General features: G+C 73.8%; 18 protein-coding genes and 7 tRNA genes. 14 read left to right on the plus strand and 11 right to left on the minus strand.

Annotated features, from left to right (window positions below):
* From cobT to GL263_RS04580, 3 genes are all read left to right on the plus strand, one after another.
* The coding region (gene cobT / locus GL263_RS04570) for a nicotinate-nucleotide--dimethylbenzimidazole phosphoribosyltransferase (RefSeq protein ID WP_182854266.1) at positions 1-2,850 on the plus strand (2,850 nt) is incomplete at its 5' end.
* An 85-nt stretch (positions 2,851-2,935) separates the two neighbouring features.
* A complete protein-coding gene (gene cobA, locus GL263_RS04575) occupies positions 2,936-4,159 on the plus strand; it encodes a uroporphyrinogen-III C-methyltransferase (RefSeq protein ID WP_182854267.1) in 1,224 nt (407 codons plus the stop codon).
* A 23-nt stretch (positions 4,160-4,182) separates the two neighbouring features.
* The gene (locus GL263_RS04580) at positions 4,183-4,983 is read left to right on the plus strand and encodes a TrmH family RNA methyltransferase (RefSeq protein ID WP_182854268.1); all 801 of its coding nucleotides are present in this window, start codon (positions 4,183-4,185) and stop codon (positions 4,981-4,983) included.
* Positions 4,984-5,031: 48 nt separating this feature from the next.
* Here GL263_RS04580 and GL263_RS04585 read toward each other — a convergent pair whose 3' ends face one another.
* Complete coding sequence (locus GL263_RS04585) at positions 5,032-6,207, minus strand: serine/threonine-protein kinase (protein ID WP_182854269.1); 1,176 nt, start codon at positions 6,205-6,207, stop codon at positions 5,032-5,034.
* A 553-nt stretch (positions 6,208-6,760) separates the two neighbouring features.
* Between GL263_RS04585 and GL263_RS04590 the strand changes: the two genes are divergently transcribed.
* Positions 6,761-6,982 carry a hypothetical protein gene (locus GL263_RS04590; protein ID WP_438947914.1) on the plus strand — a complete coding sequence of 74 codons (222 nt, stop codon included), beginning with the start codon at positions 6,761-6,763 and terminating at the stop codon, positions 6,980-6,982.
* Positions 6,983-7,204: 222 nt separating this feature from the next.
* Here GL263_RS04590 and GL263_RS04595 read toward each other — a convergent pair.
* The 5 genes from GL263_RS04595 to GL263_RS04615 all read right to left on the minus strand — a co-directional run bounded on the left by GL263_RS04595 (position 7,205) and on the right by GL263_RS04615 (position 7,669).
* Positions 7,205-7,276: transfer RNA gene (locus GL263_RS04595), tRNA-Val, on the minus strand.
* A gap of 56 nt (positions 7,277-7,332) precedes the next feature.
* A tRNA-Val gene (locus GL263_RS04600) sits at positions 7,333-7,404 on the minus strand.
* 17 nt (positions 7,405-7,421) lie between these two features.
* Positions 7,422-7,493: transfer RNA gene (locus GL263_RS04605), tRNA-Val, on the minus strand.
* Positions 7,494-7,497: 4 nt separating this feature from the next.
* Positions 7,498-7,568 (minus strand) — tRNA-Cys (locus GL263_RS04610).
* Positions 7,569-7,596: 28 nt separating this feature from the next.
* Positions 7,597-7,669: transfer RNA gene (locus tag GL263_RS04615), tRNA-Gly, on the minus strand.
* Positions 7,670-7,782: 113 nt separating this feature from the next.
* On the opposite strand from GL263_RS04615, the gene GL263_RS04620 reads away from it, so the two are divergent.
* The 3 genes from GL263_RS04620 to GL263_RS04630 all read left to right on the plus strand — a co-directional run bounded on the left by GL263_RS04620 (position 7,783) and on the right by GL263_RS04630 (position 10,606).
* On the plus strand, positions 7,783-8,889 hold the full coding sequence (locus tag GL263_RS04620) for a chorismate-binding protein (protein WP_182854270.1): 1,107 nt from the start codon (positions 7,783-7,785) through the stop codon (positions 8,887-8,889).
* A gap of 2 nt (positions 8,890-8,891) precedes the next feature.
* The gene (locus tag GL263_RS04625) at positions 8,892-9,710 is read left to right on the plus strand and encodes an aminotransferase class IV (protein WP_182854281.1); all 819 of its coding nucleotides are present in this window, start codon (positions 8,892-8,894) and stop codon (positions 9,708-9,710) included.
* 62 nt (positions 9,711-9,772) lie between these two features.
* The gene (locus GL263_RS04630) at positions 9,773-10,606 is read left to right on the plus strand and encodes a GNAT family N-acetyltransferase (RefSeq protein WP_182854271.1); all 834 of its coding nucleotides are present in this window, start codon (positions 9,773-9,775) and stop codon (positions 10,604-10,606) included.
* A gap of 53 nt (positions 10,607-10,659) precedes the next feature.
* Here GL263_RS04630 and GL263_RS04635 read toward each other — a convergent pair whose 3' ends face one another.
* On the minus strand, positions 10,660-11,175 hold the full coding sequence (locus GL263_RS04635; protein ID WP_182854272.1) for a DsbA family protein: 516 nt from the start codon (positions 11,173-11,175) through the stop codon (positions 10,660-10,662).
* 162 nt (positions 11,176-11,337) lie between these two features.
* Here GL263_RS04635 and GL263_RS04640 point away from each other — a divergent pair, with 162 nt between their 5' ends.
* Together GL263_RS04640 and GL263_RS04645 are read left to right on the plus strand one after the other, a co-directional pair.
* Positions 11,338-11,793, plus strand: coding sequence for a hypothetical protein (locus tag GL263_RS04640; protein ID WP_182854273.1), 456 nt, complete (start codon positions 11,338-11,340; stop codon positions 11,791-11,793).
* A 68-nt stretch (positions 11,794-11,861) separates the two neighbouring features.
* Positions 11,862-12,050, plus strand: a complete 189-nt coding sequence (locus GL263_RS04645) for a hypothetical protein (protein WP_182854274.1) — start codon at positions 11,862-11,864, stop codon at positions 12,048-12,050.
* A gap of 64 nt (positions 12,051-12,114) precedes the next feature.
* On the opposite strand, the gene GL263_RS04650 is transcribed toward GL263_RS04645, so the two are convergent.
* Entirely contained in the window at positions 12,115-12,693 is a 579-nt protein-coding gene (locus GL263_RS04650; protein ID WP_182854275.1) for a CGNR zinc finger domain-containing protein, read from the minus strand.
* A 262-nt stretch (positions 12,694-12,955) separates the two neighbouring features.
* On the minus strand, positions 12,956-13,369 hold the full coding sequence (locus GL263_RS04655; protein ID WP_003959770.1) for an SsgA family sporulation/cell division regulator: 414 nt from the start codon (positions 13,367-13,369) through the stop codon (positions 12,956-12,958).
* A 338-nt stretch (positions 13,370-13,707) separates the two neighbouring features.
* Here GL263_RS04655 and GL263_RS04660 point away from each other — a divergent pair.
* The 4 genes from GL263_RS04660 to GL263_RS04675 all read left to right on the plus strand — a co-directional run bounded on the left by GL263_RS04660 (position 13,708) and on the right by GL263_RS04675 (position 16,790).
* A tRNA-Val gene (locus GL263_RS04660) sits at positions 13,708-13,779 on the plus strand.
* Positions 13,780-13,910: 131 nt separating this feature from the next.
* Positions 13,911-13,982 (plus strand) — tRNA-Val (locus GL263_RS04665).
* Positions 13,983-14,227: 245 nt separating this feature from the next.
* Positions 14,228-16,153, plus strand: a complete 1,926-nt coding sequence (gene thrS / locus GL263_RS04670) for a threonine--tRNA ligase (RefSeq protein ID WP_182854276.1) — start codon at positions 14,228-14,230, stop codon at positions 16,151-16,153.
* 76 nt (positions 16,154-16,229) lie between these two features.
* On the plus strand, positions 16,230-16,790 hold the full coding sequence (locus GL263_RS04675) for an HIT family protein (protein ID WP_182854277.1): 561 nt from the start codon (positions 16,230-16,232) through the stop codon (positions 16,788-16,790).
* 47 nt (positions 16,791-16,837) lie between these two features.
* Here GL263_RS04675 and GL263_RS04680 read toward each other — a convergent pair whose 3' ends face one another.
* Together GL263_RS04680 and GL263_RS04685 are read right to left on the minus strand one after the other, a co-directional pair.
* On the minus strand, positions 16,838-18,508 hold the full coding sequence (locus GL263_RS04680; protein WP_182854282.1) for an AbeC-like domain-containing protein: 1,671 nt from the start codon (positions 18,506-18,508) through the stop codon (positions 16,838-16,840).
* Between the two features lie 102 nt (positions 18,509-18,610).
* Entirely contained in the window at positions 18,611-20,800 is a 2,190-nt protein-coding gene (locus tag GL263_RS04685) for an elongation factor G-like protein EF-G2 (RefSeq protein WP_182854278.1), read from the minus strand.
* A gap of 201 nt (positions 20,801-21,001) precedes the next feature.
* Between GL263_RS04685 and pgsA the strand changes: the two genes are divergently transcribed.
* On the plus strand, positions 21,002-21,657 hold a 656-nt coding region (pgsA, locus tag GL263_RS04690), incomplete at its 3' end, for a phosphatidylinositol phosphate synthase (protein ID WP_182854279.1).

Raw genomic sequence — 21,657 nt, forward strand, 5'->3', positions numbered from 1 at the left:
ACCCCCGCCGCCTCCGCGACCGGCGAGCCGGTCGCGGACTTCACCGCCGCCGAGCCGGCGGTCGCCGAAGCCACCCCGGCGGAGCCCGCCGTGCCGACGCCCGTCGAGCCGGAGCCCGCCGTGCCGATGCCCGTCGAGCCGACGCCCGACGAGCCGACGCCCGACGAGCCGACCGCGTCGACGCCGGTCGAGGCGGCGGACACCGAGCCCGTGGGCGCCGAGACGCAGCAGGCCGGTACCGAACCCGCCGCGCAGGGACAGCCCATCGCGCTCGGTGCCGCCGCACCGACTCCGCCGACGGCCGATGTCCAGGGCGACTCCCGACCCACGGCCCCCGAGGGCCAGCCGCAGAACGCCGACCCGCAGCAGGTGACGATCCCGGCGCCCGCCGGTGAGATGCCGCTCCCCGCCGGTCCGGCCGCGCCGGGGCAGGGCGCTCCTGTCGCCCAGGCGCCGGAGACGGGCGATCCGCTGACCGACCCCCTGCCCGAGCAGGCACAGGCACACCTCGCCGAGCCGGTGCCCGCCGCCGCGCCCGTGGGCGCGGCGCCGGCCGGTGACGCGGTGGAGCCCGGCGGACCGCAGCCGGTCGCGAACGGGTCCCCGGAGCCGCCGCAGGCCGTGGCGGTGGCCCCGGTCGACGCGCCGGCCGCCGCGCCCGCGCAGCCCGCACGCGTGGTGCCGGCGCCGAGGGCCGCCGAGCCGCAGCCCGCGCCCGCGTCGGCGGCCGCCGCGCCCCCGCCCGCCGCCGCTGACCCGGCACAGGCACCGGGCGAGCAGCCTTCGACGCAGCCCGCGCCCGGCCCCACCGTGCACGCGATGCCCGCCGCCGAGGCGACGCCGGCAGCCGAGCCGTCGGCGCAGGCGGCCGACAAGCCCGCCGCCCCGGCAGAGCCCGCGCCCGGTGCGGAGCCCGCCCAGCCCGTCGCCGAGGACGTGCCCGCCGCCCCGGTCTCCGCGGAGGAGGCGCCCGCCGCCGAGCCCGCCTCCGCGGCGCCCGCCTCCGAGGAGCCCGCGCCCGAGGAGGCCGCGCCCGCCGAGGCCGTGGCCGTCGAGGGGGAGGCGACGTCCGACGCCGCCGCGCAGCCCGTCGCCGAGGAGCAGGCCCCGCAGGGGCCGCCGGCGCCCGGCTACTCGGACGCCGACCGCGAGGCCGTGCACCGCGCGATGCGCGACCGCCGCGACATCCGCAACGGCTTCCGCCCGGACCCGATCCCGCACGAGGTGCTGCTGCGCGTCCTGGAGGCCGCGCACACCGCGCCCAGCGTGGGCCACTCGCAGCCGTGGGACTTCGTGATCATCCGCTCCGAGGAGACCCGGCGCCGGATGCACGAGCTGGCTGTGCGCCAGCGCGACGCCTACGCCAGATCGCTGCCGAAGGCGCGGGCGAAGCAGTTCAAGGAACTGAAGATCGAGGCCATCCTCGACACCCCGGTGAACATCGTCGTCACCGCCGACGGCACCCGTGGCGGCCGGCACACCCTCGGCCGCCACACCCAGCCGCAGATGGCGCCCTACTCGTCCGCGCTGGCGGTGGAGAACCTGTGGCTCGCGGCCCGGGCCGAGGGGCTGGGCGTCGGCTGGGTCAGCTTCTTCGACGAGCGGGAGATGGTCCGCGAGCTCGGCCTGCCCGAGCACCTGGAGGTCGTGGCCTACCTGTGCGTCGGCTACGTCGACGAGTTCCCCGACGAGCCGGAGCTGGTGCAGGCCGGCTGGTCCAAGCGCCGGCCACTGTCGTGGGTGGTGCACGAGGAGTCCTACGGGCGGCGGATACTGCCCGGCGCCGAGCCGCACGACCTGCTCAGCGAGACCCTGGCCGCGATCCGTCCGCTGGACGCCAAGGCACTCGGCGAGGCGTGGGAGCGGCAGAAGCGCATGACCAAGCCGTCCGGCGCGCTCGGCATGCTGGAGATCATCTCCGCACAGCTCAGCGGACTGGCCCGGCAGTGCCCGCCGCCGATCCCGGAGCCGGCCGCCGTGGCGATCTTCGCCGGTGACCACGGGGTGCACGCCCAGGGCGTGACCGCGTGGCCGCAGGAGGTCACCGGTCAGATGGTGGCGAACTTCCTGGGCGGCGGGGCCGTCTGCAACGCGTTCGCCGGGCAGGTCGGCGCCGAGGTGTGTGTGATCGATGTCGGCGTGGCGGGCACCCTGCCCGCGACCCCCGGGCTGCTGCCGCGCAAGGTCAGGCCGGGTACCGCCGACTTCACCACCGGTCCCGCGATGACCCGCGAGGAGGCCACCCGCGCCCTGGAGGTGGGCATCGAGACCGCGCGCGACCTGGTCACCGCCGGGAACCGGGCCCTGCTGACGGGCGAGATGGGCATCGCCAACACCACCGTCTCGGCCGCGCTGATCTCCGTCTACACCGGTGTCGACCCGGCGGAGGTCACCGGGCGCGGCACCGGCGTGAGCGACGAGATGCACGCCCACAAGGTCGAGGTCGTCCGGCGGGCCCTGGAACTCCACGACGTGGACCCCACCGACCCGATCGGGGTGCTCGCCGCGATCGGCGGCCTGGAGCACGCCGCGATGGTCGGCCTGATCCTCGGCGGCGCCTCGCTGCGCACGCCGGTGATCCTGGACGGCGTCAGCGCCGGCGCCGCCGCGCTGGTCGCCCGGGCCATGGCACCGGAGTCGCTGGCGGCCTGCGTCGCCGGCCACCGCAGCGCCGAACCGGGCCACCTCGCCGCGCTCAACACCCTGGGGCTGCGTCCGCTGGTCGATCTCGACCTGCGGCTCGGGGAGGGCACCGGCGCCCTGCTCGCCCTGCCGATCGTGCAGAGCGCGGCCCGCGCGATGCACGAGGTCGCCACGTTTGATGCGGCGGGCGTCACAGAGAAGAACTGATCGGCCGCCGGCCGTCTACAGTGCACCTATCCGCCGCTCCGCCGCCGCAGCGGCCCCCGTGCTCGATCCGAGGAGCAGCACCGCCATGCCCGAGCTTCCCGCCTACCCCGTCGGCCTGCGTCTGGCGGGCCGCCGCGTTGTCGTACTCGGCGGCGGCACCGTCGCGCAGCGCCGGCTGCCCTCGCTGATCGCCGCCGGCGCGGTGGTGGAACTGATCTCCCCCGAGGTCACCGCCACCATCGAGGCGATGGCGGACACCGGCGAGATCAGCTGGGCCCGGCGCGGCTACCGGCCCGGCGACCTGGCCGACGCCTGGTACGCGCTGATCGCCACCAGCGACCCCGAGGCCAACGAGGCCGCCTCCGCAGAGGCCGAGCGGTCACGGGTGTGGGCGGTCCGCAGCGACGACGCGGCGGCGGCGACCGCCTGGACGCCGGCGACCGGACACAGCGAGGGCGTCACGGTGGCCGTGCTCACCGGCCAGGACCCGCGGCGTTCGGCGGCGGTCCGGGACGCCGTCATCGAGGGGCTGCGGGACGGCACGCTGGCGGCGCCGCCGTTCCGGGAGCGCGCGAGCGGCAGCGTCGCCCTGGTGGGCGGCGGCCCCGGCGACCCCGACCTGATCACCGTGCGCGGCCGGCGGCTGCTGGCCGCCGCCGACGTGGTCGTCGCGGACCGGCTCGGCCCGCGCGAACTGCTCGACGAACTCCCGCCGCACGTCGAGGTGATCGACGCGGCGAAGATCCCCTACGGCCGGGCCATGGCGCAGGAGGCCATCAACGAGGCGCTGGTCAGCCACGCCAAGGCCGGCCGCGCGGTCGTCCGCCTGAAGGGCGGCGACCCGTACGTCTTCGGGCGCGGCATGGAGGAGGCCCAGGCGCTGGCCGCCGAGGGCATCCCGGTCACCGTCGTCCCCGGCATCTCCAGCTCGATCAGCGTGCCGGCGGTGGCGGGCATCCCGGTCACCCACCGGGGCGTGGCCCACGAGTTCACCGTCGTCAGCGGGCACGTGGCCCCCGACGACAGCCGCTCCCTGGTGGACTGGGCGGCGCTGGCCCGGCTGCGCGGCACCCTGGTCGTCCTGATGGGCGTCGAGCGGATCACCGCCATCGCCAAGGCGCTGGTCGACCACGGCAGGGACGGGGACACCCCGGTCGCCGTGATCCAGGAGGGCACCACCGCCGCCGAGCGCCGACTGGACGCCACCCTGGCCACCGTCGGCGACGCCGTCGCGCGGGAGGGCATACGCCCGCCCGCCGTCATCGTCATCGGCGACGTCGTGTCCGTCGGACTCGGCGCCGGCCGCTGAACACGAGGGAAACCGCACCACCCGTGGCAGAGCCGATCACCGTCGAGGACCCGGGCGACCCCCGGCTGTCCGACTACACCGACCTGACCGACGTCGCACTGCGGCGCCGCCGCGAGCCGGCCGAGGGGCTGTTCATCGCGGAGGGCGAGAAGGTCATCCGCCGCGCGCTCGCCGCCGGCTACGAGATCCGGTCGATGCTGCTGTCGCCGAAGTGGCTCGACGTGATGGGCGACGTGGTCGCGGAGCTTCCCGCGCCCGTCTACGCGGTGACGCCGCGGGTCGCCGAGCAGGTCACCGGCTACCACGTGCACCGGGGCGCGCTGGCCTCGATGGCCCGGCGGCCGGAGCCCGAGCCCGGCTCGCTGCTGGCCGGGGCGCGGCGGGTCGCCGTCTTCGAGGACCTGGTCGACCACGCCAACGTCGGCGCCGCCTTCCGCAACGCGGCGGCGCTCGGCGTGGACGCCGTGCTGCTGACCCCGCGCTGCGCGGACCCGCTCTACCGGCGGGCGGTGAAGGTCTCGATGGGCGCCGTCCTCCAGGTGCCGTGGACCCGCTTCGGCTCCTGGCCGGACGGGCTCGACGTACTGGGGGAGCACGGCTTCCTCACCGCCGCGCTGTGCCTGGCCGACGACTCGGTCGGCCTGGACGAACTCGCCGCGCGGCGGCCCGAGCGGCTGGCGCTGCTCTTCGGCACCGAGGGCGAGGGGCTGACGGCCGGGGCGCTGGCCCGCGCCGACGTGCGGGTGCGCATCCCGATGGCGGCCGGCGTGGACTCCCTCAACGTCGCCGCCGCCTCCGCCGTCGCCTTCTACGCCACCCGCTGACCCGGCCACCCGCTGACCCGGCCACCCCGCCGGGCGGCGGGAAGCGGGTCAGGAGAAGACGCCCTGCACCAGCGCGATGCCCAGCGCGACGGCGACCGTCACCGTCACGAACACCACAAGCCGCTGTCTCAGCAGCCTCCGGCGGGCCTCGCTCCGTGGCAGCGGCCGCCGCCCGGGCCGGCTGCCGCCGCCGGCACGCGACGCCGGAACCGTTCGGCCGCGACCGCCGCCGCCCGCCGTGGGCCGGGCGGGCCGACGGCCGGAGCCGGCCCCGCTCCCGGTGGGGCGTCCGGTGGCGCGCTCGCCGGTGCGGCCCGCCGTACGGGAGCCGGTCGTGTTGCTGCGAACCGTGCGGATCGTGGCGGCGGGCGCGTCGGTGGTGACCCGGGCGGCCGGCAGGCCGCGTGCCTCCCGTGCCGCGATCTCCTTGAGCCGCAGCGAGAGCTGGAGGGTGCTCGGCCGGTCCTCCGGGGACTTCGCGAGGCAGGCCGCGACGATCGGCGCGAGCGCCGGCGGCACCGCCGACAGGTGCGCGTCCTCGTGCACGACGCGGTACAGCATGACCTCCGAACTGCCCTGCCCGAACGGGGAGTCGCCGGTCGCGGCGTAGGCGAGGGTGGCACCCAGCGAGAACACGTCGGTGGCCGGTGTGACCGCCGCGCCGCGCACCTGCTCGGGAGCGAGGAAGCCCGGCGAACCGACCGCCGTGCCGACGTGGGTGAGGGTGCTGGCCCCCGTCGCCCAGGCGATGCCGAAGTCGATGATGCGGGGGCCCTTGGGGGAGAGCAGGATGTTCGACGGCTTGAGGTCGCGGTGGACGACACCGGCCTCGTGCACCGCGACCAGGCCCTCCGCGAGCGCCGCGCCGACCGCGGCGACCTGCGCCGCCGACAGCGGACCGCCCTCGTGCACCTTGTCGTGCAGCGACGGTCCCGGAACGTACTGGGTGGCGAACCACGGCCGGGCGGCGTCGAGATCGGCCGCGACCAGCCGCGCGGTGCAGCCGCCGCGGATGCGCCGCGCCGCGGACACCTCACGCGCGAAGCGGGTCCGGAACTCCTCGTCCTCCGCCAGGTCCGGCCGGATCACCTTCAGCGCGACACGCTGCCCGCGCCGGTCCGAACCGAGGTAGACCACGCCCATCCCGCCCGCGCCCAAGCGCCGGTGAAGTTTGAACGAGCCCACGACGCGCGGGTCTTCGCGCCGTAGCCGCATTATCGCCATGCCCTTCCCCTGCCTCCGGTGGACAGGCCCCGTATCGCTCGCGCCGCCCGGTCCTGATGACGCCCACAGCTTACGGAGTGCCGTGCCCCCGCGCGCAGATGCCGCGCGTGCCGGGAGGTGGATTGTCGCCGGGTGCGGACGACCGCCCGGCACGGGGGCGTGGCGAGCCGACCGGGCACGGGCCGGACGGCTGTACCGGCGTCAACTGCGGTGGCACACAAGGGAGGTGGCGTCGGAGGCCGGTCACGGGCACGGACGGTGGCAGGGAGCCCGGCCGGGTGGCGGAGAGGCCGCCGGGCTCGGCCGGGCGGGGGGAGTGCCGGTGATCTTCGGGTGAGTGAAGTCACCATGATCCATCCGGTCTCGGGGGCGGTCTCCACCCTGGGGAGTACACGAGGACGAGCGGCCTCCTTCTTGGGGATGCCCCCGTTCGGTACGCGGGCATGACGTCCGGCGGTCGCCCGCTGCCTAGGCTTGTGGACAAGCGGTGGGTGACGTACTCGTCCCCCGAGGTGGGTCGCCCACCGCGACAGACCCTGAGGGAGCGTGAGTGATGGCGCACATGGCGCAGCGGGCGACCGCCCGCGCACAGGAGCGGGTCTCGTGCCTGGTCGCCACCGTCGCGACCATCGGCACCCGGCCGTCCGGCCAGCGGCATCCGCTGGTGGCGGCCGCCATCGTGCTCCCCGTGGCCCTGCTCCTCGCCGTCGTCTTCGGCGGCGTGGACGCGGTGGTCACCAAAGCGTCGTCCGTGGCGGGAATGCTGGGGCGCTAGAGCGGCGCCCCGGGGTCCGGGAGAGCGGCCCGGACCGGGGACATCCCGGCCAGTCAACCCCGTGGGGACGGGGGTGCGGAGGACGGCGAGAGGCCCGGGCAGCTGGGGAGCTGCCCGGGCCTCGGCCATGTCCGGCCCCTGGTGGCGACATCCGGCGGACAGCCCGCCGGCGGTTCACCGCACCAGAAAGCCCCGGTCGGCGTGCCGACCGGGGCTCTGCTGTGGACGATACTGGGATTGAACCAGTGACCTCTTCCGTGTCAGGGAAGCGCTCTCCCGCTGAGCTAATCGTCCGTGACGCGGCCACCGGGCCCCGGAGCTGGTCCGGTACCGGCGGCTGTGCCGCGAAGTGCGCGATACTGGGATTGAACCAGTGACCTCTTCCGTGTCAGGGAAGCGCTCTCCCGCTGAGCTAATCGCGCGGGGGCCCGAAGGCCGGTGGACGATACTGGGATTGAACCAGTGACCTCTTCCGTGTCAGGGAAGCGCTCTCCCGCTGAGCTAATCGTCCATAAAGGTGGAGACGGGATTCGAACCCGTGTAGACGGCTTTGCAGGCCGTTGCCTCGCCTCTCGGCCACTCCACCAGGAGTGCGGGGACCAGGCCCCACTTCGAGCGGACGACGAGATTCGAACTCGCGACCCTCACCTTGGCAAGGTGATGCTCTACCAACTGAGCCACGTCCGCAGGTGTCGTGTGTCCGGTGCCTGTTCGTGCCCCGGCGACGCGTTGAACTCTAGCGGATTCCGCGGCCAGCTCCAATTCCGTTCCGCCCGTACCAGGAGCCTAGACTCGAAACCGTGCTCGATCTGCCCCCGCTCGCCCGCTTCGGCGGCGTTCTCGCCTCCGACCTGCGGGATGTCACCAACGACCCGGCGGCCCTGGACTCCCGGGGCTGGTGGGCGGTGGTCGCCGACTTCGAGGGGGAACCGGTCTGCGCGCGCTTCGCCGACGTGCGGCCGGCGCCCCCCGCCTCCCGGGCCGCCCACTGGCGCGGGCCCGCCCCCGGGGACTGGACCTCCTCGCTGGACGAGGCCGCCTACGTCGCCGGCGTCCGCCGCGTCCGCGAGTACATCGCCGCGGGCGACGTCTACCAGGCCAACCTCTGCCGGGTGCTGACCGCGCCGCTGCCCGACCCCGGCACGGCGGACGTCGCGGCCCTCGCCGACGCCCTCGACCGGGGCAACCCCGCCCCCTACGCGGGTGTCGTCCGGCTGCCGGCGCACGGCGTCGAGGTCGCCACCGCCTCCCCCGAGCTGTACCTGCGCCGCCGGGGCCGCGTCGTGGAGTCCGGGCCGATCAAGGGGACCGGCCGCACCGCGGACGACCTGCTGGAGAAGGACCACGCCGAGAACGTGATGATCGTCGACCTGGTCCGCAACGACCTCGGGCGGGTCTGCGCCACCGGCAGCGTCACCGTGCCCTCGCTGTGCGCGGTGGAGGCCCACCCCGGCCTGGTCCACCTCGTCTCCACCGTCCGCGGCGAACTCGCCGACGGCGCCGGCTGGGCCGAACTGCTCGCCGGCACCTTCCCGCCGGGCTCGGTCACCGGCGCCCCGAAGTCCAGCGCGCTCCGCATCATCGGGGAACTGGAGACGGCCCCCCGGGGCCCCTACTGCGGCGGCGTCGGCTGGGTAGACGCCGACCGCGGCCGCGGCGAGCTGGCGGTGGGCATCCGCACCTTCTGGATCGACCGGCACGCCCCCGGAGGGCCGGTCCTGCGCTTCGGCACCGGCGCCGGCATCACCTGGGGATCCGACCCGGACCGGGAGTGGGCGGAGACGGAACTCAAGGCCGAGCGGCTGCTGCGGGTAGCGTCGGGACAACAGCCGAGCGGCCCGACCGGAGCCGCCGGCACGGCGGGCACGGCGCCTCGGGGCGCCACGGAGAGGAAGGCGGCACAGTGACGCTGATCTGGGTGGACGGCGCCCTCAGGGACCCCGCGAACGCGCGGGTCTCCATCTTCGACCACGGACTGACCGTGGGCGACGGCGTGTTCGAGTCGGTCAAGACGCTCGACGGCCACCCCTTCGCCCTGACCCGCCACCTCGCGCGACTCGCCCGCTCGGCCGCCGGCCTCGGCCTGCCCGAACCCGACCTCGACGAGGTGCGCCGGGCCTGCACGGCCGTCCTCGACGCCAACCCGGCCGCTCTCGGACTGCTGCGCATCACCTACACCGCCGGGCTCGGCCCGCTCGCCTCCAGCCGCGGCGAGGACCGCCCCACCCTGGTCGTCGCGGCCGGCGAGGCCCGCCGCCGCCCGGACGCCACCGCCGTGATCACCGTGCCATGGCGGCGCAACGAGCACGGCGCGCTGACCGGCCTGAAGACCACCTCCTACGCGGAGAACGTGATCGCCCTCGCCCGGGCGCGGCAGAGCGCGGCCACCGAGGCGCTGTTCGCGAACACCGCCGGGCTGCTGTGCGAGGGCACCGGCAGCAACGTCTTCGCGGTGCTCGACGGCCGGCTCCACACCCCGCCGCTCAGCTCCGGCTGCCTGGCCGGCATCACCAGGGAACTGGTCCTCCACTGGACCGACGCCCAGGAGACCGACCTGACCATGGACGACCTCGCACACGCCGAGGAGGTCTTCCTGACCTCCTCGCTCCGGGACGTGCAGGCGGTGCGGGCGATCGACGGGCGGCCGCTGGACCAGGCCCCCGGGCCCGTCACCGCCAAGGCCATGCGGATCTTCGAGGAGCGCTCCGCCGCCGACATGGACCCCTGACGGGCCGTCTCCGCCGCTCGGCGGGCTGGGCAGCGTCCTGTCGCGCTGGTACAAACACAGCGATGACCACCACACTGCGCCCGTCCGCCCCCGAACGGCGCTTCGCCGACGGCAGCCGCTCGCGGACGTACGACATCTGCGTCAACAGCCGACCCGTCGGCGGCGTGCGGCTGCGGACGGAGGTCGAGCCCGGCGCCCCGCCGGTCGGCCGGATCGACCGGCTTGAGGTCGCGCCCGCCGACCGGCGGCGCGGCCGGGCCACCGTGGCCGTGCTCGCCGCCGAGGAGATCCTGCGGACCTGGGACTGCTCCCGGGCCTGGCTCGCGGTGCCCGCGACCGCCGAACCGGCGGTGAGCCTCGCCGCCGCACTCGGCTACCGCCCGGCGGTCGCCCACCTCGACAAGCACCTCACCACCGCCCCCGAGCTGCCGCCTGGCACCAGCCACCGGCCGCTCACGGACGAGGAGGTCGAGCGGTGGCGGGCGGACACCGCCGAGCGGTTCGTGGCGGAGTGCGTGGCCGAGGGCATGGACCGGGAGTTCGCCGAGGCCCGCTCCCGCAGGGACCTCGCCGCGCCGCCCCCGGGCGGCGACGTTGTGGCCACCCGCGTGCTGTGGGCGCTGGAGCACCGGGGCGAGCGGGTCGGCACCCTGTGGCTCTCCCCGGGCAGCCCGGGAGTGGAGGACGGTTTTGTCCACTCCGTCGCCGTCGACGAGCCGTACCGGGGGAGGGGCCACGGGCGCACCCTGATGCTGCTCGCGGAACGCGAGTGCCTGGCCGGCGGTGTCGACCGGCTCGCTCTCAACGTCTTCGAGTCCAACACCGTCGCCAGACGGCTCTACGCGTCGCTGGGCTACCGGGCGACCGTGCTGCACTACGGCAAGCGGCTGTGGTGACCCGGTGACCCGGTGACCCGGTGACCCGGTGGGCCCGCGCGGCCGGCGCGGGTTCAGGCGGCTGTCAGCAGCCCGTCGACGATTTCCTCGATCCGGGCCCGCAGCCCCTCCTGGGAGCGGCCGCCGTCCAGCCGCTCGCCCCCGACGACGTAGGTGGGTGTGCCGCTGACACCCAGCGCCCGGCCCTCGGCCTGGTCGGCGTCGACGGCCAGCAGGTGCCGCCCGTCGAACAGCGCGCTCTCCACCTCGCCGGCGTCCAGGCCCAGCTCGGCGGCGAGCGCCACCAGCAGCTCCTCGCCGCGCTGACCGAGCTCGGCGGTCCGGCCCAGCAGCTCCCGCACGTACCGGTCGCCGGCGCCCTGCGCGTACGCCTCCTCGGCGGCCTGCGCGGCGGCGTAGGCGTGCTTGTTCTTCGCCAGCGGGAAGTGGCGCAGCCGGATCTCCAGCCGGTCGCCGTAGCGTTCGCGCAGCGCGGCGAGGTCGGCCTGCGCGGTGTGGCAGTCCGGGCACTGGAGGTCGAACCAGGTCTCCAGGACGGGACGTGGCGCGGTGTGGTCGTCTGTGGACATGGGGACATCCTCCCAGCCGGTCGCCGGACCCCGTGCGGGGGAGGTCCGCGCCCTGCGCGGCGGTCCGGCCTCCACCCAGGGGAGGAGTCGCGACCCGGGTAATTCCCCCAGGTTCGCCCCCCACCTTGGCGCCGGCGAGGTGCGGCGAGGCAGGATGGAGACATGCTGACCATCACCGTGTGCGCCGCACTCTCGGCGGCCGGCCTGGCCGTCTCGTTCCTGACCGCCTACCGCCGCCGGTTTGTGAAGGCCACGCGGCTGGCGGCGATCTCGCTGCTCCCGATCGGACTGGCGATGGCCGGTCTGATCGGCCTGGGCGGGAAGATCGTCCAGGCGTTCTCCACCTGGGCGGCCGACCTCGTGTTCAAGCCGTCGGTGTGGGCCGGGTTCGCTGTGCTGGCGCTGGCCGTCGTGCTCTACCTGGTGGCCGGCTTCGCGCAGGCCCGGTCCGGCGGCGGGGCCCGGCGGGAGCCCGCCGAGGGCGGCGGCCGCGGGCAGACCGCTGCGCCGCCGGCAGCCTCCCCGCCGGCGCTGCGCCGGGGCGGTGGACGTGAGGCCGCCCCCGCCGGGGAGGACTTCTCGGACATCGAAGCGATTCTGAAAAAGCACGGGATCTGATGAACTGTGCGGCCCGACGGGCGTGTTGAGCAGCTGGTCGGTGCGCGCCGCGCGATGATCGCGGTGAGATGCAGCACTACCCAGGGGACCAGCTCCCGTCCGCGTCAGACCCGCCCCGGCCCGTCGACGTCTCCTCCCCGGCCGACGAGCCGCGCGGCTGCCTTTTTGCCCTCTCGCAGCCCCCGCTGATCCTCTTCCTCGCGGTGATCGGCGGAATCCTGCTGCTCAGTGCCGTGCACGACCTGTTGCTGCTGTGACGCCGCGCGTGTGGCCGTGCCGCCGCCCGACGGCCTGCTTGACGTCCCGCCCGCGGGCCGCCGGCTACGCCTCCGCCGCCTGGGCGTTCTCCGCGGACTCCCGCTGCCGGGCCCGATAGGCGGCCACGTGCAGCCGGTTGCCGCAGGTGCGGCTGGAGCAGTAGCGCCGGGAGCGGTTGCGGGAGAGGTCGATGAAGGCCCGGCGGCAGTCCGGGGCGGCGCAGCGGCGCAGCCGCTCCCGCTCGCCGCCGACGATGAGGTAGCCGAGCGCCATGCCGCCGTCGGCGGCCAGGTGGTCGGCGACGCTCGCGCCGGGCGCGAAGTAGTGCACGTGCCAGTCGTAGCCGTCGTGGTCGGTGAGCTGCGGTGTGGTGCCGGCCTTGGCGACCAGGGCGTTGACCAGTTCGGCTGCGGTGCGGGTGTCGGGGGCGGCGAAGACCTCGGCGAAGCGGTCCCTGACCTCGCGCACGGCGGCGAGGTCGGCCTCGGCGAGCCGGCTGACGCCGCTGATGCTGTTGCGCTCCACGTAACCGCGCAGGGCGTCGAGATCCGTCAGCGTGTCGGGCTTGTCCTCGTCCGCCGCGGTGTTCAGGAGATCGACGACGCCGTCGAGCGCGAACCGGGTGTCGTGGTTGATCAGCACGGTCGCTCCAGGCCGGTGGTGTCCGTCAGCTTCTGTTCAGGTGTTCGTAGCTGACGGGAGACTCTATCTCCTAGCGTGCCTCAGGCCGCCGTCACCTGGGAGTGACGGCGGCCTGAACCGGCCATGCGCTTCCTGCCTGGCGGCCGCCGGGCCGCCTGCCGTCGCCCCGAGTCGGACGGCAGGCGCCTGCCGGCGGGTGGCGACCCGCCCGTGTTCCCGTCCGACCGGCGCCGGCTAGGCCACCGGCGCCGGTCGGACGAGCTCAGCTCTCGGCGAGGATGTGCGAAAGCTCGGTGTCGAGGTCGAAGTGTCGGTGTTCGGTGCCGGGCGGCACCGCCGCGTCCGTTCGCTTGAGGAAGGACTCCAGAGCCCGCGCCGGGGCCTCCAGCAGCGCCTCACCCTCGGGCGAGCTGAGGGCGATGCAGACGACGCCCTGCCCGTGGCTTCGGGAGGGCCAGACTCGTACGTCGCCGGTGCCCGTGGGGCGGTGCAGCCCCTCCGCGAGGAGGTCGCGGGCGAAGACCCACTCGACCGTCTCCTCGGCACCGGTGTGGAAGGTCGCATGTACCGCGTAGGGGTCGGCCGTGTCATACCGCAGGCCCGCGGGTACAGGCAGGGAGGACTCGCTGGATACAACGAGGCGCAGGTGCAGCTCGCAGCTGACCGTGGTGTTCATAAGCGCCAGGGCCTTTCGCTCAGTGTGCGCTCGGGGGTTCGCACGTCGGCGAAATCGACATGCCACCTACCGGCCGGTTGTAAACCCCTCTGCCTGATTTGGCCTTCTTCGACCCCATGAACACGGGGATCGGTTGTTTGCGTACTGCGTCCGTTGAGGTGAAGGCCGGTTCCCGCCGTTTTTCGAACGCACATCCGAAGGGGGGTGCGGAAGGGGTGTCGAAGGGGAGGGCGAAGGTGGTGCCGGGAGATGCCCGCCGATCTTCACCGGTGAGGCCGTCGGGTGAGGAGGTGGTCACGGCGGGGTGTCGGCATGCGGTAGTGTTGGCGCCGCACCGCGGGCGATTAGCTCAGTGGGAGAGCGCTTCGTTCACACCGAAGAGGTCACTGGTTCGAACCCAGTATCGCCCACCGTGGACAAGGGGTCCGGAAGGCAGCGAGCCTTCCGGACCCCTTGTGTGTTCCCGTGCCCGGTCCGGTGAACGTGGTTTGGAGGAGGGCTGACCTCCCTGTATGGTTCTACCCGTGCCGCAGGGCACAGGGGGCGATTAGCTCAGTGGGAGAGCGCTTCGTTCACACCGAAGAGGTCACTGGTTCGAACCCAGTATCGCCCACACACCCCACGCAGGGCCGGTCAGTCAGCGACGACCGGCCTTTGTCGTTTCCCGCTCCCCCTCCGTCGTCCCGGGGTTCCGGCCCCGGTCGCGGCGGGCAACCGCTTGGCGCGTACGCGCTCTGGCTCGGTACGATTCCAGCCGCGGCCGGCGTTCGCCGCCGCTTCCCGAACCGAGTCAGGAGAGATCCGGTGTCAGACGTCCGTGTTGCCGTTCAACGCGATTCCGAGCGGGAAGAGCGCGTGGTGACCACGGGCACGACCGCCGGCGCGCTCTTCGAGGGGGAGCGGAACATCGTCGCGGCCCGGGTCGGCGGACAGCTGAGGGACCTGGCGTACCCGCTCGCCGACGGCGACGAGGTCGAGCCGGTCGACGTGAACAGCCCCGACGGCCTCGACATCCTGCGGCACTCCACCGCGCACGTGATGGCGCAGGCGGTGCAGGAGCTGTTCCCCGAGGCCAAGCTGGGCATCGGTCCGCCCGTCAAGGACGGCTTCTACTACGACTTCGACGTCGCCGAGCCGTTCCACCCGGACGACCTCAAGCGCATCGAGAAGAAGATGCAGGAGATCATCAAGCGCGGTCAGCGCTTCTCCCGCCGGGTCACCACCGACGAGGAGGCCCGCCAGGAGCTGGCCGGCGAGCCGTACAAGCTCGAGCTCATCGGGCTGAAGGGCTCCGCCGCCGAGGCCGCCGAGGGCGCGTCCGCCGAGGTCGGCGCCGGCGAGCTGACCATCTACGACAACCTCGACGCGAAGACCGGCGAGCTGTGCTGGAAGGACCTCTGCCGGGGTCCGCACCTGCCCACCACCCGGCTCGTCCCGGCGTTCAAGCTGATGCGCGTCGCCGCCGCGTACTGGCGGGGCAACGAGAAGAACAAGCAGCTCCAGCGCATCTACGGCACCGCCTGGCCGGCCAAGGACCAGCTCAAGGCGTACCTGGAGTTCCTCGCCGAGGCGGAGAAGCGCGACCACCGCAAGCTGGGCAGCGAACTCGACCTGTTCTCCATCCCCGAGGAGATCGGCTCCGGCCTGGCCGTCTTCCACCCCAGGGGCGGCATCATCCGCCGGGTCATGGAGGACTACTCCCGCAAGCGGCACGAGGAGGCGGACTACGAGTTCGTCTACTCCCCGCACGCCACCAAGGGCACCCTCTTCGAGAAGTCGGGCCACCTGGACTGGTACGCCGACGGCATGTACCCGCCCATGCAGCTCGACGAGGGCCAGGACTACTACCTGAAGCCCATGAACTGCCCCATGCACAACCTGATCTTCGACGCGCGGGGCCGGTCCTACCGCGAACTGCCGCTGCGGCTCTTCGAGTTCGGCACGGTCTACCGCTACGAGAAGTCCGGTGTGGTGCACGGCCTCACCCGGGCGCGGGGCTTCACCCAGGACGACGCGCACATCTACTGCACCCGTGAGCAGATGGCCGACGAGCTGGACTCCCTGCTCACCTTCGTGCTGAACCTCCTGCGCGACTACGGTCTCGACGACTTCTACCTGGAGCTGTCCACCAAGGACCCGGAGAAGTTCATCGGCTCCGACGAGAACTGGGAGCAGGCCACCGAGGCGCTGCGCCAGGCCGCCGAGAAGCAGGGCCTGGAACTGGTCATGGACCCGGGCGGCGCGGCCTTCTACGGGCCGAAGATCTCCGTCCAGGCGAAGGACGCCATCGGCCGCACCTGGCAGATGTCGACGATCCAGGTGGACTTCAACCTGCCCGACCGCTTCGACCTGGAGTACACCGCCGCCGACGGCTCCCGGCAGCGGCCGGTGATGATCCACCGGGCGCTCTTCGGTTCCATCGAGCGCTTCTTCGCCGTCCTGCTGGAGCACTACGCGGGTGTCTTCCCGCCGTGGCTGGCCCCGGTGCAGGCCGTCGGCATCCCGATCGGCGACGACCACGTGCCGTACCTGCGGGAGTTCGCCGCCGAGGCGAAGGCCCAGGGCCTGCGGGTGGAGGTCGACGCCTCCTCCGACCGCATGCAGAAGAAGATCCGCAACGCCCAGAAGGCCAAGGTGCCGTTCATGGTCATCGCGGGCGACGACGACATGGCGGCCGGCGCGGTCAGCTTCCGCTACCGGGACGGCTCCCAGAAGAACGGCATCCCGCGCGAGGAGGCCCTCGCGGAGATCCGGCGCGCCGTGGAGTCCCGCGAGCAGGTCTGACCAGGCCGCTGACGGCCCGCTGACGGTCGGGGCCCCGGGTGACCACCCGGGGCCCCGACCGTCGTCAGGACGCCATATGCTGGCCGGCATGACCAGCGAGCCGGAGCAGCAGATCGGAGTGGGGTCGCCGGACGCGTTCCAGCGGCTGTGGACACCCCACCGCATGGCGTACATCCAGGGGGAGAACAAGCCGAGCGGCTCCGCCGCGGGAGACGGCTGCCCCTTCTGCGAGATCCCCGCCAAGAGCGACGAGGACGGGCTGGTCGTCGCCCGGGGCGCACACGTCTACGCGGTCCTGAACCTGTACCCGTACAACGGCGGCCACCTGATGGTGGTCCCCTTCCGGCACGTCGCCGACTACACCGGCCTCACCGACGCGGAGACCGTCGAACTCGCCGACTTCACCAAGCGCGCCATGACCGCGCTGCGGGCCGCCTCCGGCGCGCACGGCTTCAACATCGGCATGAACCAGGGCGACGCCGCCGGCGCCGGCATCGCCGCCCACCTGCACCAGCACCTGGTGCCGCGCTGGGGCGGCGACACCAACTTCATGCCGGTCATCGGACACACCAAGGTGCTGCCGCAACTGCTCGCCGACACCCGGCGGATGATCGCCGCCGCCTGGCCGACGGACTGACCGCCCCGGCGCCCCGGGCAAGCCTCCGGCCGGCGCCGCGGGCGGGCTCAGGCGTTGTACTCGTCCGCCTTGGTCGGGACGTGCGCCTGGACCGCGCCGCTGAGGAACTGCGAGCGGGCGCCGAACTTCTCCGTCGCCACCCCGTTGTCCTCCAGCACCTTCAGCGCCGCCGTGTGCACCACCCGCAGCACCGGCGTCGCGGCCCGCAGCGCGTCGTCCGCCATGAAGCGGTGCCGCCACGGCTTGTCCGCCCAGGTGTGCCGCAGTCCGAACGGCTCGGGCAGCGTGAGCTTGCCGCCGAGGAAGTCCAGCACCGGCGGGAACCAGGTCAACGGCGCCCGGGCGGCCAGTCGCACGACCTCCTTGGTGTCCACCAGCGGCAGCGGCACGCTCTTGGTCTCCCAGAACTTCACCGTCTTGCTGACCTGCTTGGCCTTCGGTGCCGGCTTGGTGGTGAACAGCGGGTGCACCGGGCCCAGCGCGTGGCCCGTCACCTCGATGCGCAACGTGTGGTGCAGCACGGTGACGCTGATCAGCAGCGTCAGCACCAACTGGCCGTCCCACAGCACGAACTGCACACCCAGGTAGTGCCGGTTGCCGCTGCCGAACTGCTGCTCGTTGCAGATCCGCTGGATCTCGAAGTCCCTGACCTGGTAGGCCTCGACCTCCTGGCCCTCCGGGCGGGACACCGCCTTCGCGCCCTCACTGACCGGCGCCACGATCCAGTGCCGTATCGAGGGCTTGGGGAAACCTCCGGTGTGCAGCGGGCCGCGCTCCAGCATCCGCAACTGGTCCTGGATCGCGCGGATCACGTCCCAGCTGCGGAACGGGTTGATCTCCTCCGCGTCCGCACGCGGCGCCAGCTCTTCGGCCAGCTGCCAGCTGCCCCAGCGGGTGCCCATGCCCAGTATCCCCTTGGGGCCCGCGTAGAAGACCAGGTTGCTGTTCTGCTCGGCGGCGAGCTGGGTCAGCGCCTTGCGCAGCCGTTCCGCGTCGGCGTCGTTCGGGTCCTGCGGCACCGTCTCCGGGATGCGGGCCCCGACCCCGCCGCCGGAGAGCAGGCCCATCCAGCACTCGCGCAGCTCCCTGGCGTACCGCTCGCAGATCCGCTTGGCCAGGAACCAGCCGATGACCGGGGCCACCAGCATCACCCGCAGGTAGATCGCCAGGAAGCCGCCGACCGGCAGCGTCACCGCGACCAGCAGCACCACGGCGGCCAGCGCCCCGAGCGCCAGCACACCGAACGCGCCCGCCCGCTTGTTCTGCGCCCCCGCCAGCCACCTGCGCAGCTGGAAGCCGCCCAGCCAGAGCAGCACGCCGGGCAGGAACAGCAGCCCCAGCAGTCCCATCACGGCCGTCAGACGCGCGTCGCGCGCCTTGCGGAAACGGGAGGCGGCCAGGCAGTGGTCGGCGATCACCTGCGGGTCGGTGCCGAAGGACTGGATCAGCGGTGCCCGTCCGCCACCGAGCATGCGCACCTGCACCGCCCGGGAGAACGCCTCACCCAGGTTCGGCTCGAACAGGGAGAGCTTCGGCGGCTTCACCGACGCCTCGTCGTTCGCCTTCAGCAGGTCGGTGACAGGACCGTCCCGGTAGGCGGCCGAGGCGAGCGCCTGCGTCGCGGCGCTCTGGCCGGAGCCGGCGGAGAGCGGGACCTGCGCGCCGGGACTGAAGTCGACCGCCGCGCCCTGCTGCCTGCCGTCGTCGAAGCCGGCCACCCGTACCCCCACTGTCGTCCGCGCGTCGCACCATGGGCTGTTCCCCACCGGGATGCTCGTCACACATCCTGCCGGACCGTCAGACTATCGGTGTTCGGGCGTTCAACCGGACGCTTCCAGCATCCTGGCCGCCAACTGCGGCGGTACCGGCTCGTGTCGGAGGTGCCGGCGGGTGAACCCGCCGGAGCCGTGCGCCAGCGACCGCAGCTCCACCGCGTAGCGCCCCAACTCCCGTTCCGGGACCTCCGCGCGCACCCAGGTGCTGCCGCCCTCCCACTGCTCGGTGCCGAGCACCCGGCCGCGCCGCGCCGAGAGATCGCTGAGCACCGCGCCGACGTACTCGTCCGCCACCGTGACCGTCACCTCGGCGATCGGCTCCAGCAGCCGCAGCCCGGCCTCCTGCGCCGCCTCCCGCAGCGCCAGCGCGCCGGCGGTCTGGAACGCCGCGTCCGAGGAGTCCACCGAGTGCGCCTTGCCGTCCTTCAGCGTCACCCGCACGTCGACCAGCGGCCGCTCGCCGCGCAGCCCGGCCGCCGCCCGGGCCCGCACCCCCTTCTCCACCGAGGGGATGAACTGCCGCGGCACCGCGCCGCCCACCACCTCGTCCACGAACTCGACGCCGGAGCCGACCGGCAGCGGCTCCACGGCGATCTCGCACACCGCGTACTGGCCGTGCCCGCCGGACTGCTTCACGTGCCGGCCGTGCCCGGTGGCCGGACCGGCGAACGTCTCCCGCAGCTCCACCCGGTGCTCCTCGGTGTCCACCCGCACCCCGAACCGGCCGCGCAACCGCTCCAGCGCCACGTCCCGGTGCGCCTCGCCCAGACACCACAGCACCACCTGCCCGGTGGCCCGGTTCTGCTCGACGCGCAGCGTCGGGTCCTCGGCGGCGAGCTTCGCCAGGCCCTGGGAGAAGCGGTCCTCGTCCGCCTTGCCGTGGGCCCGCACCGGCACCGGCAGCAACGGGTCCGGCAGCTCCCACGGGGGCATCAGCAGCGGGTCGGCGCGGTCGGAGAGCGTGTCACCGGTCTCCGCCCCGGTCAGCCGCGCCACGCACGCCAGGTCGCCGGCGACGGCCTGCCCGAGCGGACGCTGGTGGCGGCCGAACGGCGAGGTCAGCGCGCCGACCCTGACGTCCAGGTCGTGGTCCTCGTGGCCGCGGTCGGCCAGCCCGTGGCCGCAGACGTGCACCGCGGTGTCCGGCCGCAGCGTCCCGGAGAACACCCGCACCAGCGCCACCCGGCCCACGTACGGGTCGGAGGCCAGCCGCACCACCTCGGCGACCAGCGGACCGGACGGGTCGCACGTCAGCCCGGGGCGCGGCTTGCCGTCCGGCGTGGTCACCGGCGGCAGCGCCCGCTCCCGCGGGGTGGGGAAGCCGCGCGCGACCAGCTCGAGCACCTCGACCGTGCCGAGCGCCTGCTCGACGTCGACGGCCGCCGGCGCCGCCACCAGGACCGGATGGAACACCGCCTTCGCGACTGCCTTCTCCAGGTCGGTGACCAGCAGCGGCGCCTCCACCTCGGTGCCCGCCGCGTAGCGGTCCATCAGCGTCTCGTCCTCGCTCTCGGCGATCACCCCCTCGATCAGCCGCTCCCGCGCCCCCGCCAGCCGGGCCACCTCCCCGTCCTGCGGCGGACGCACCTCGCGGCGGCCGGCCGTGTAGTCGACGACCTGCCCGGTGAGCAGCGCGGCCAGCCCGGTGACCGGCGGGTGCCCGTCCGCGCCGGGCTCCCCGGTGATCGGCAGGTGCAGCGGCAGCACGGCGTCCGGGTCGGCGCCGCCGAAGGCGTCCTGGCACAGCGCGACCATCTCGTCGAAGTCGGCGCGGACGGCGTCCAGATGGGTCAGCACGATCGCGCGGGGCGTGCCGACGTCGGCGCACTCCCGCCACAGCGCGCGGGTGCCCGCGTCCACCCCGTCTGCCGCCGAGACCACAAAAAGCGCCGCGTCAGCCGCGCGCAGCCCCGCCCGCAGTTCCCCGAGGAAGTCCGGGTGCCCCGGCGTGTCCAGCAGGTTGACCCGCACCCCCTCCCAGTCCAGCGGCACCACCGACAACTGCACCGAACGGCCCTGCCGCTGCTCGATCTCGTCGTGGTCGGAGACCGTCGTGCCGTCCTCGACCCGGCCGGAGCGCGACAACACGCCCGAGGCCCGCGCCAACGCCTCCGCCAGCGTCGTCTTGCCCGACCCGCTCGGGCCGACCAGCGCCACGTTGCGCAGCGCCTCCGGGTCCGCCACCTCGACGACCCGGTCGGCCACCTGCGCCGCCGTCCCGTTCCTGTCGCCCATGAGCCCGCCTCCGCCGCTCGGCAACCGGTCCCTTCGAGCTTTCCACCGCCGGGCCGGGTCGTCCACACGTCGCGTCGGAGGCGGTGCGCCGCGCGCACCGGACGGGCCCGGGTCCGTGCGCGCCCGCCGACCGGCGCGTGGCTACGATGGGCCAGCCGGTGGCCGAACGCCACACGGCTCGATCGACCAATCGGGACGGCAATGCTGAACAAGTACGCGCGTGCCTTCTTCACGCGTGTCTTCACACCGCTCGCCGCTCTGCTCCTGCGGCTGGGCGTCAGCCCTGACGCGGTCACCCTCGTCGGCACCGGCGGCGTGGTCGCCGGTGCGCTGGTGTTCTACCCGCAGGGCCACTTCTTCTGGGGCACGGTCTTCATCACCGTGTTCGTCTTCTCCGACATGCTGGACGGCAACATGGCCCGGCAGTCGGGCCGATCGAGCCGGTGGGGCGCCTTCCTGGACTCCACCCTGGACCGGGTGGCCGACTCGGCCGTCTTCGGCGGACTGGCCCTGTGGTACGCGGGCCGGGGCGACAGCGTCACACTGTGCGCGGTGTCGATCTTCTGCCTGGCGAGCGGCCAGGTCGTCTCGTACACCAAGGCGCGCGGCGAGAGCATCGGCCTGCCGGTGAACGTCAACGGGCTGGTCGAGCGGTCCGAGCGGCTGGTGCTCACCCTGGTGTGCACCGGCCTCGCCGGCTTCGCGGCCTTCGGTGTGCCCTACATCGAGGTGCTGCTGCCGATCGCGCTGTGGACCGTGGCGCTGGGCAGCTGTGTCACGCTGGGACAGAGGGTCGTCACCGTCCGCCGGGAGGCCGCCGAGGCCGACGCCGCCGAACGTGCCGCCACGGCCACCGC

It is taken from the genome of Streptomyces durbertensis (genome assembly GCF_014156695.1).
GTDB classification, from domain to species: domain Bacteria; phylum Actinomycetota; class Actinomycetes; order Streptomycetales; family Streptomycetaceae; genus Streptomyces; species Streptomyces durbertensis.

Excerpts from the sequence above, each read along its gene's own strand:
- GL263_RS04640 (WP_182854273.1), top strand. The coding sequence starts at position 11,338 with ATGCTGACCATCACCGTGTGCGCCGCACTCTCGGCGGCCGGCCTGGCC.
- GL263_RS04630 (WP_182854271.1), top strand. The coding sequence starts at position 9,773 with ATGACCACCACACTGCGCCCGTCCGCCCCCGAACGGCGCTTCGCCGAC.
- GL263_RS04590 (WP_438947914.1), top strand. The coding sequence starts at position 6,761 with ATGGCGCACATGGCGCAGCGGGCGACCGCCCGCGCACAGGAGCGGGTC.
- GL263_RS04645 (WP_182854274.1), top strand. The coding sequence starts at position 11,862 with ATGCAGCACTACCCAGGGGACCAGCTCCCGTCCGCGTCAGACCCGCCC.
- GL263_RS04585 (WP_182854269.1), bottom strand. The coding sequence starts at position 6,207 with ATGGCGATAATGCGGCTACGGCGCGAAGACCCGCGCGTCGTGGGCTCG.
- GL263_RS04635 (WP_182854272.1), bottom strand. The coding sequence starts at position 11,175 with ATGTCCACAGACGACCACACCGCGCCACGTCCCGTCCTGGAGACCTGG.
- GL263_RS04685 (WP_182854278.1), bottom strand. The coding sequence starts at position 20,800 with ATGGGCGACAGGAACGGGACGGCGGCGCAGGTGGCCGACCGGGTCGTC.
- GL263_RS04655 (WP_003959770.1), bottom strand. The coding sequence starts at position 13,369 with ATGAACACCACGGTCAGCTGCGAGCTGCACCTGCGCCTCGTTGTATCC.
- cobA (WP_182854267.1), top strand. The coding sequence starts at position 2,936 with ATGCCCGAGCTTCCCGCCTACCCCGTCGGCCTGCGTCTGGCGGGCCGC.
- GL263_RS04675 (WP_182854277.1), top strand. The coding sequence starts at position 16,230 with ATGCTGGCCGGCATGACCAGCGAGCCGGAGCAGCAGATCGGAGTGGGG.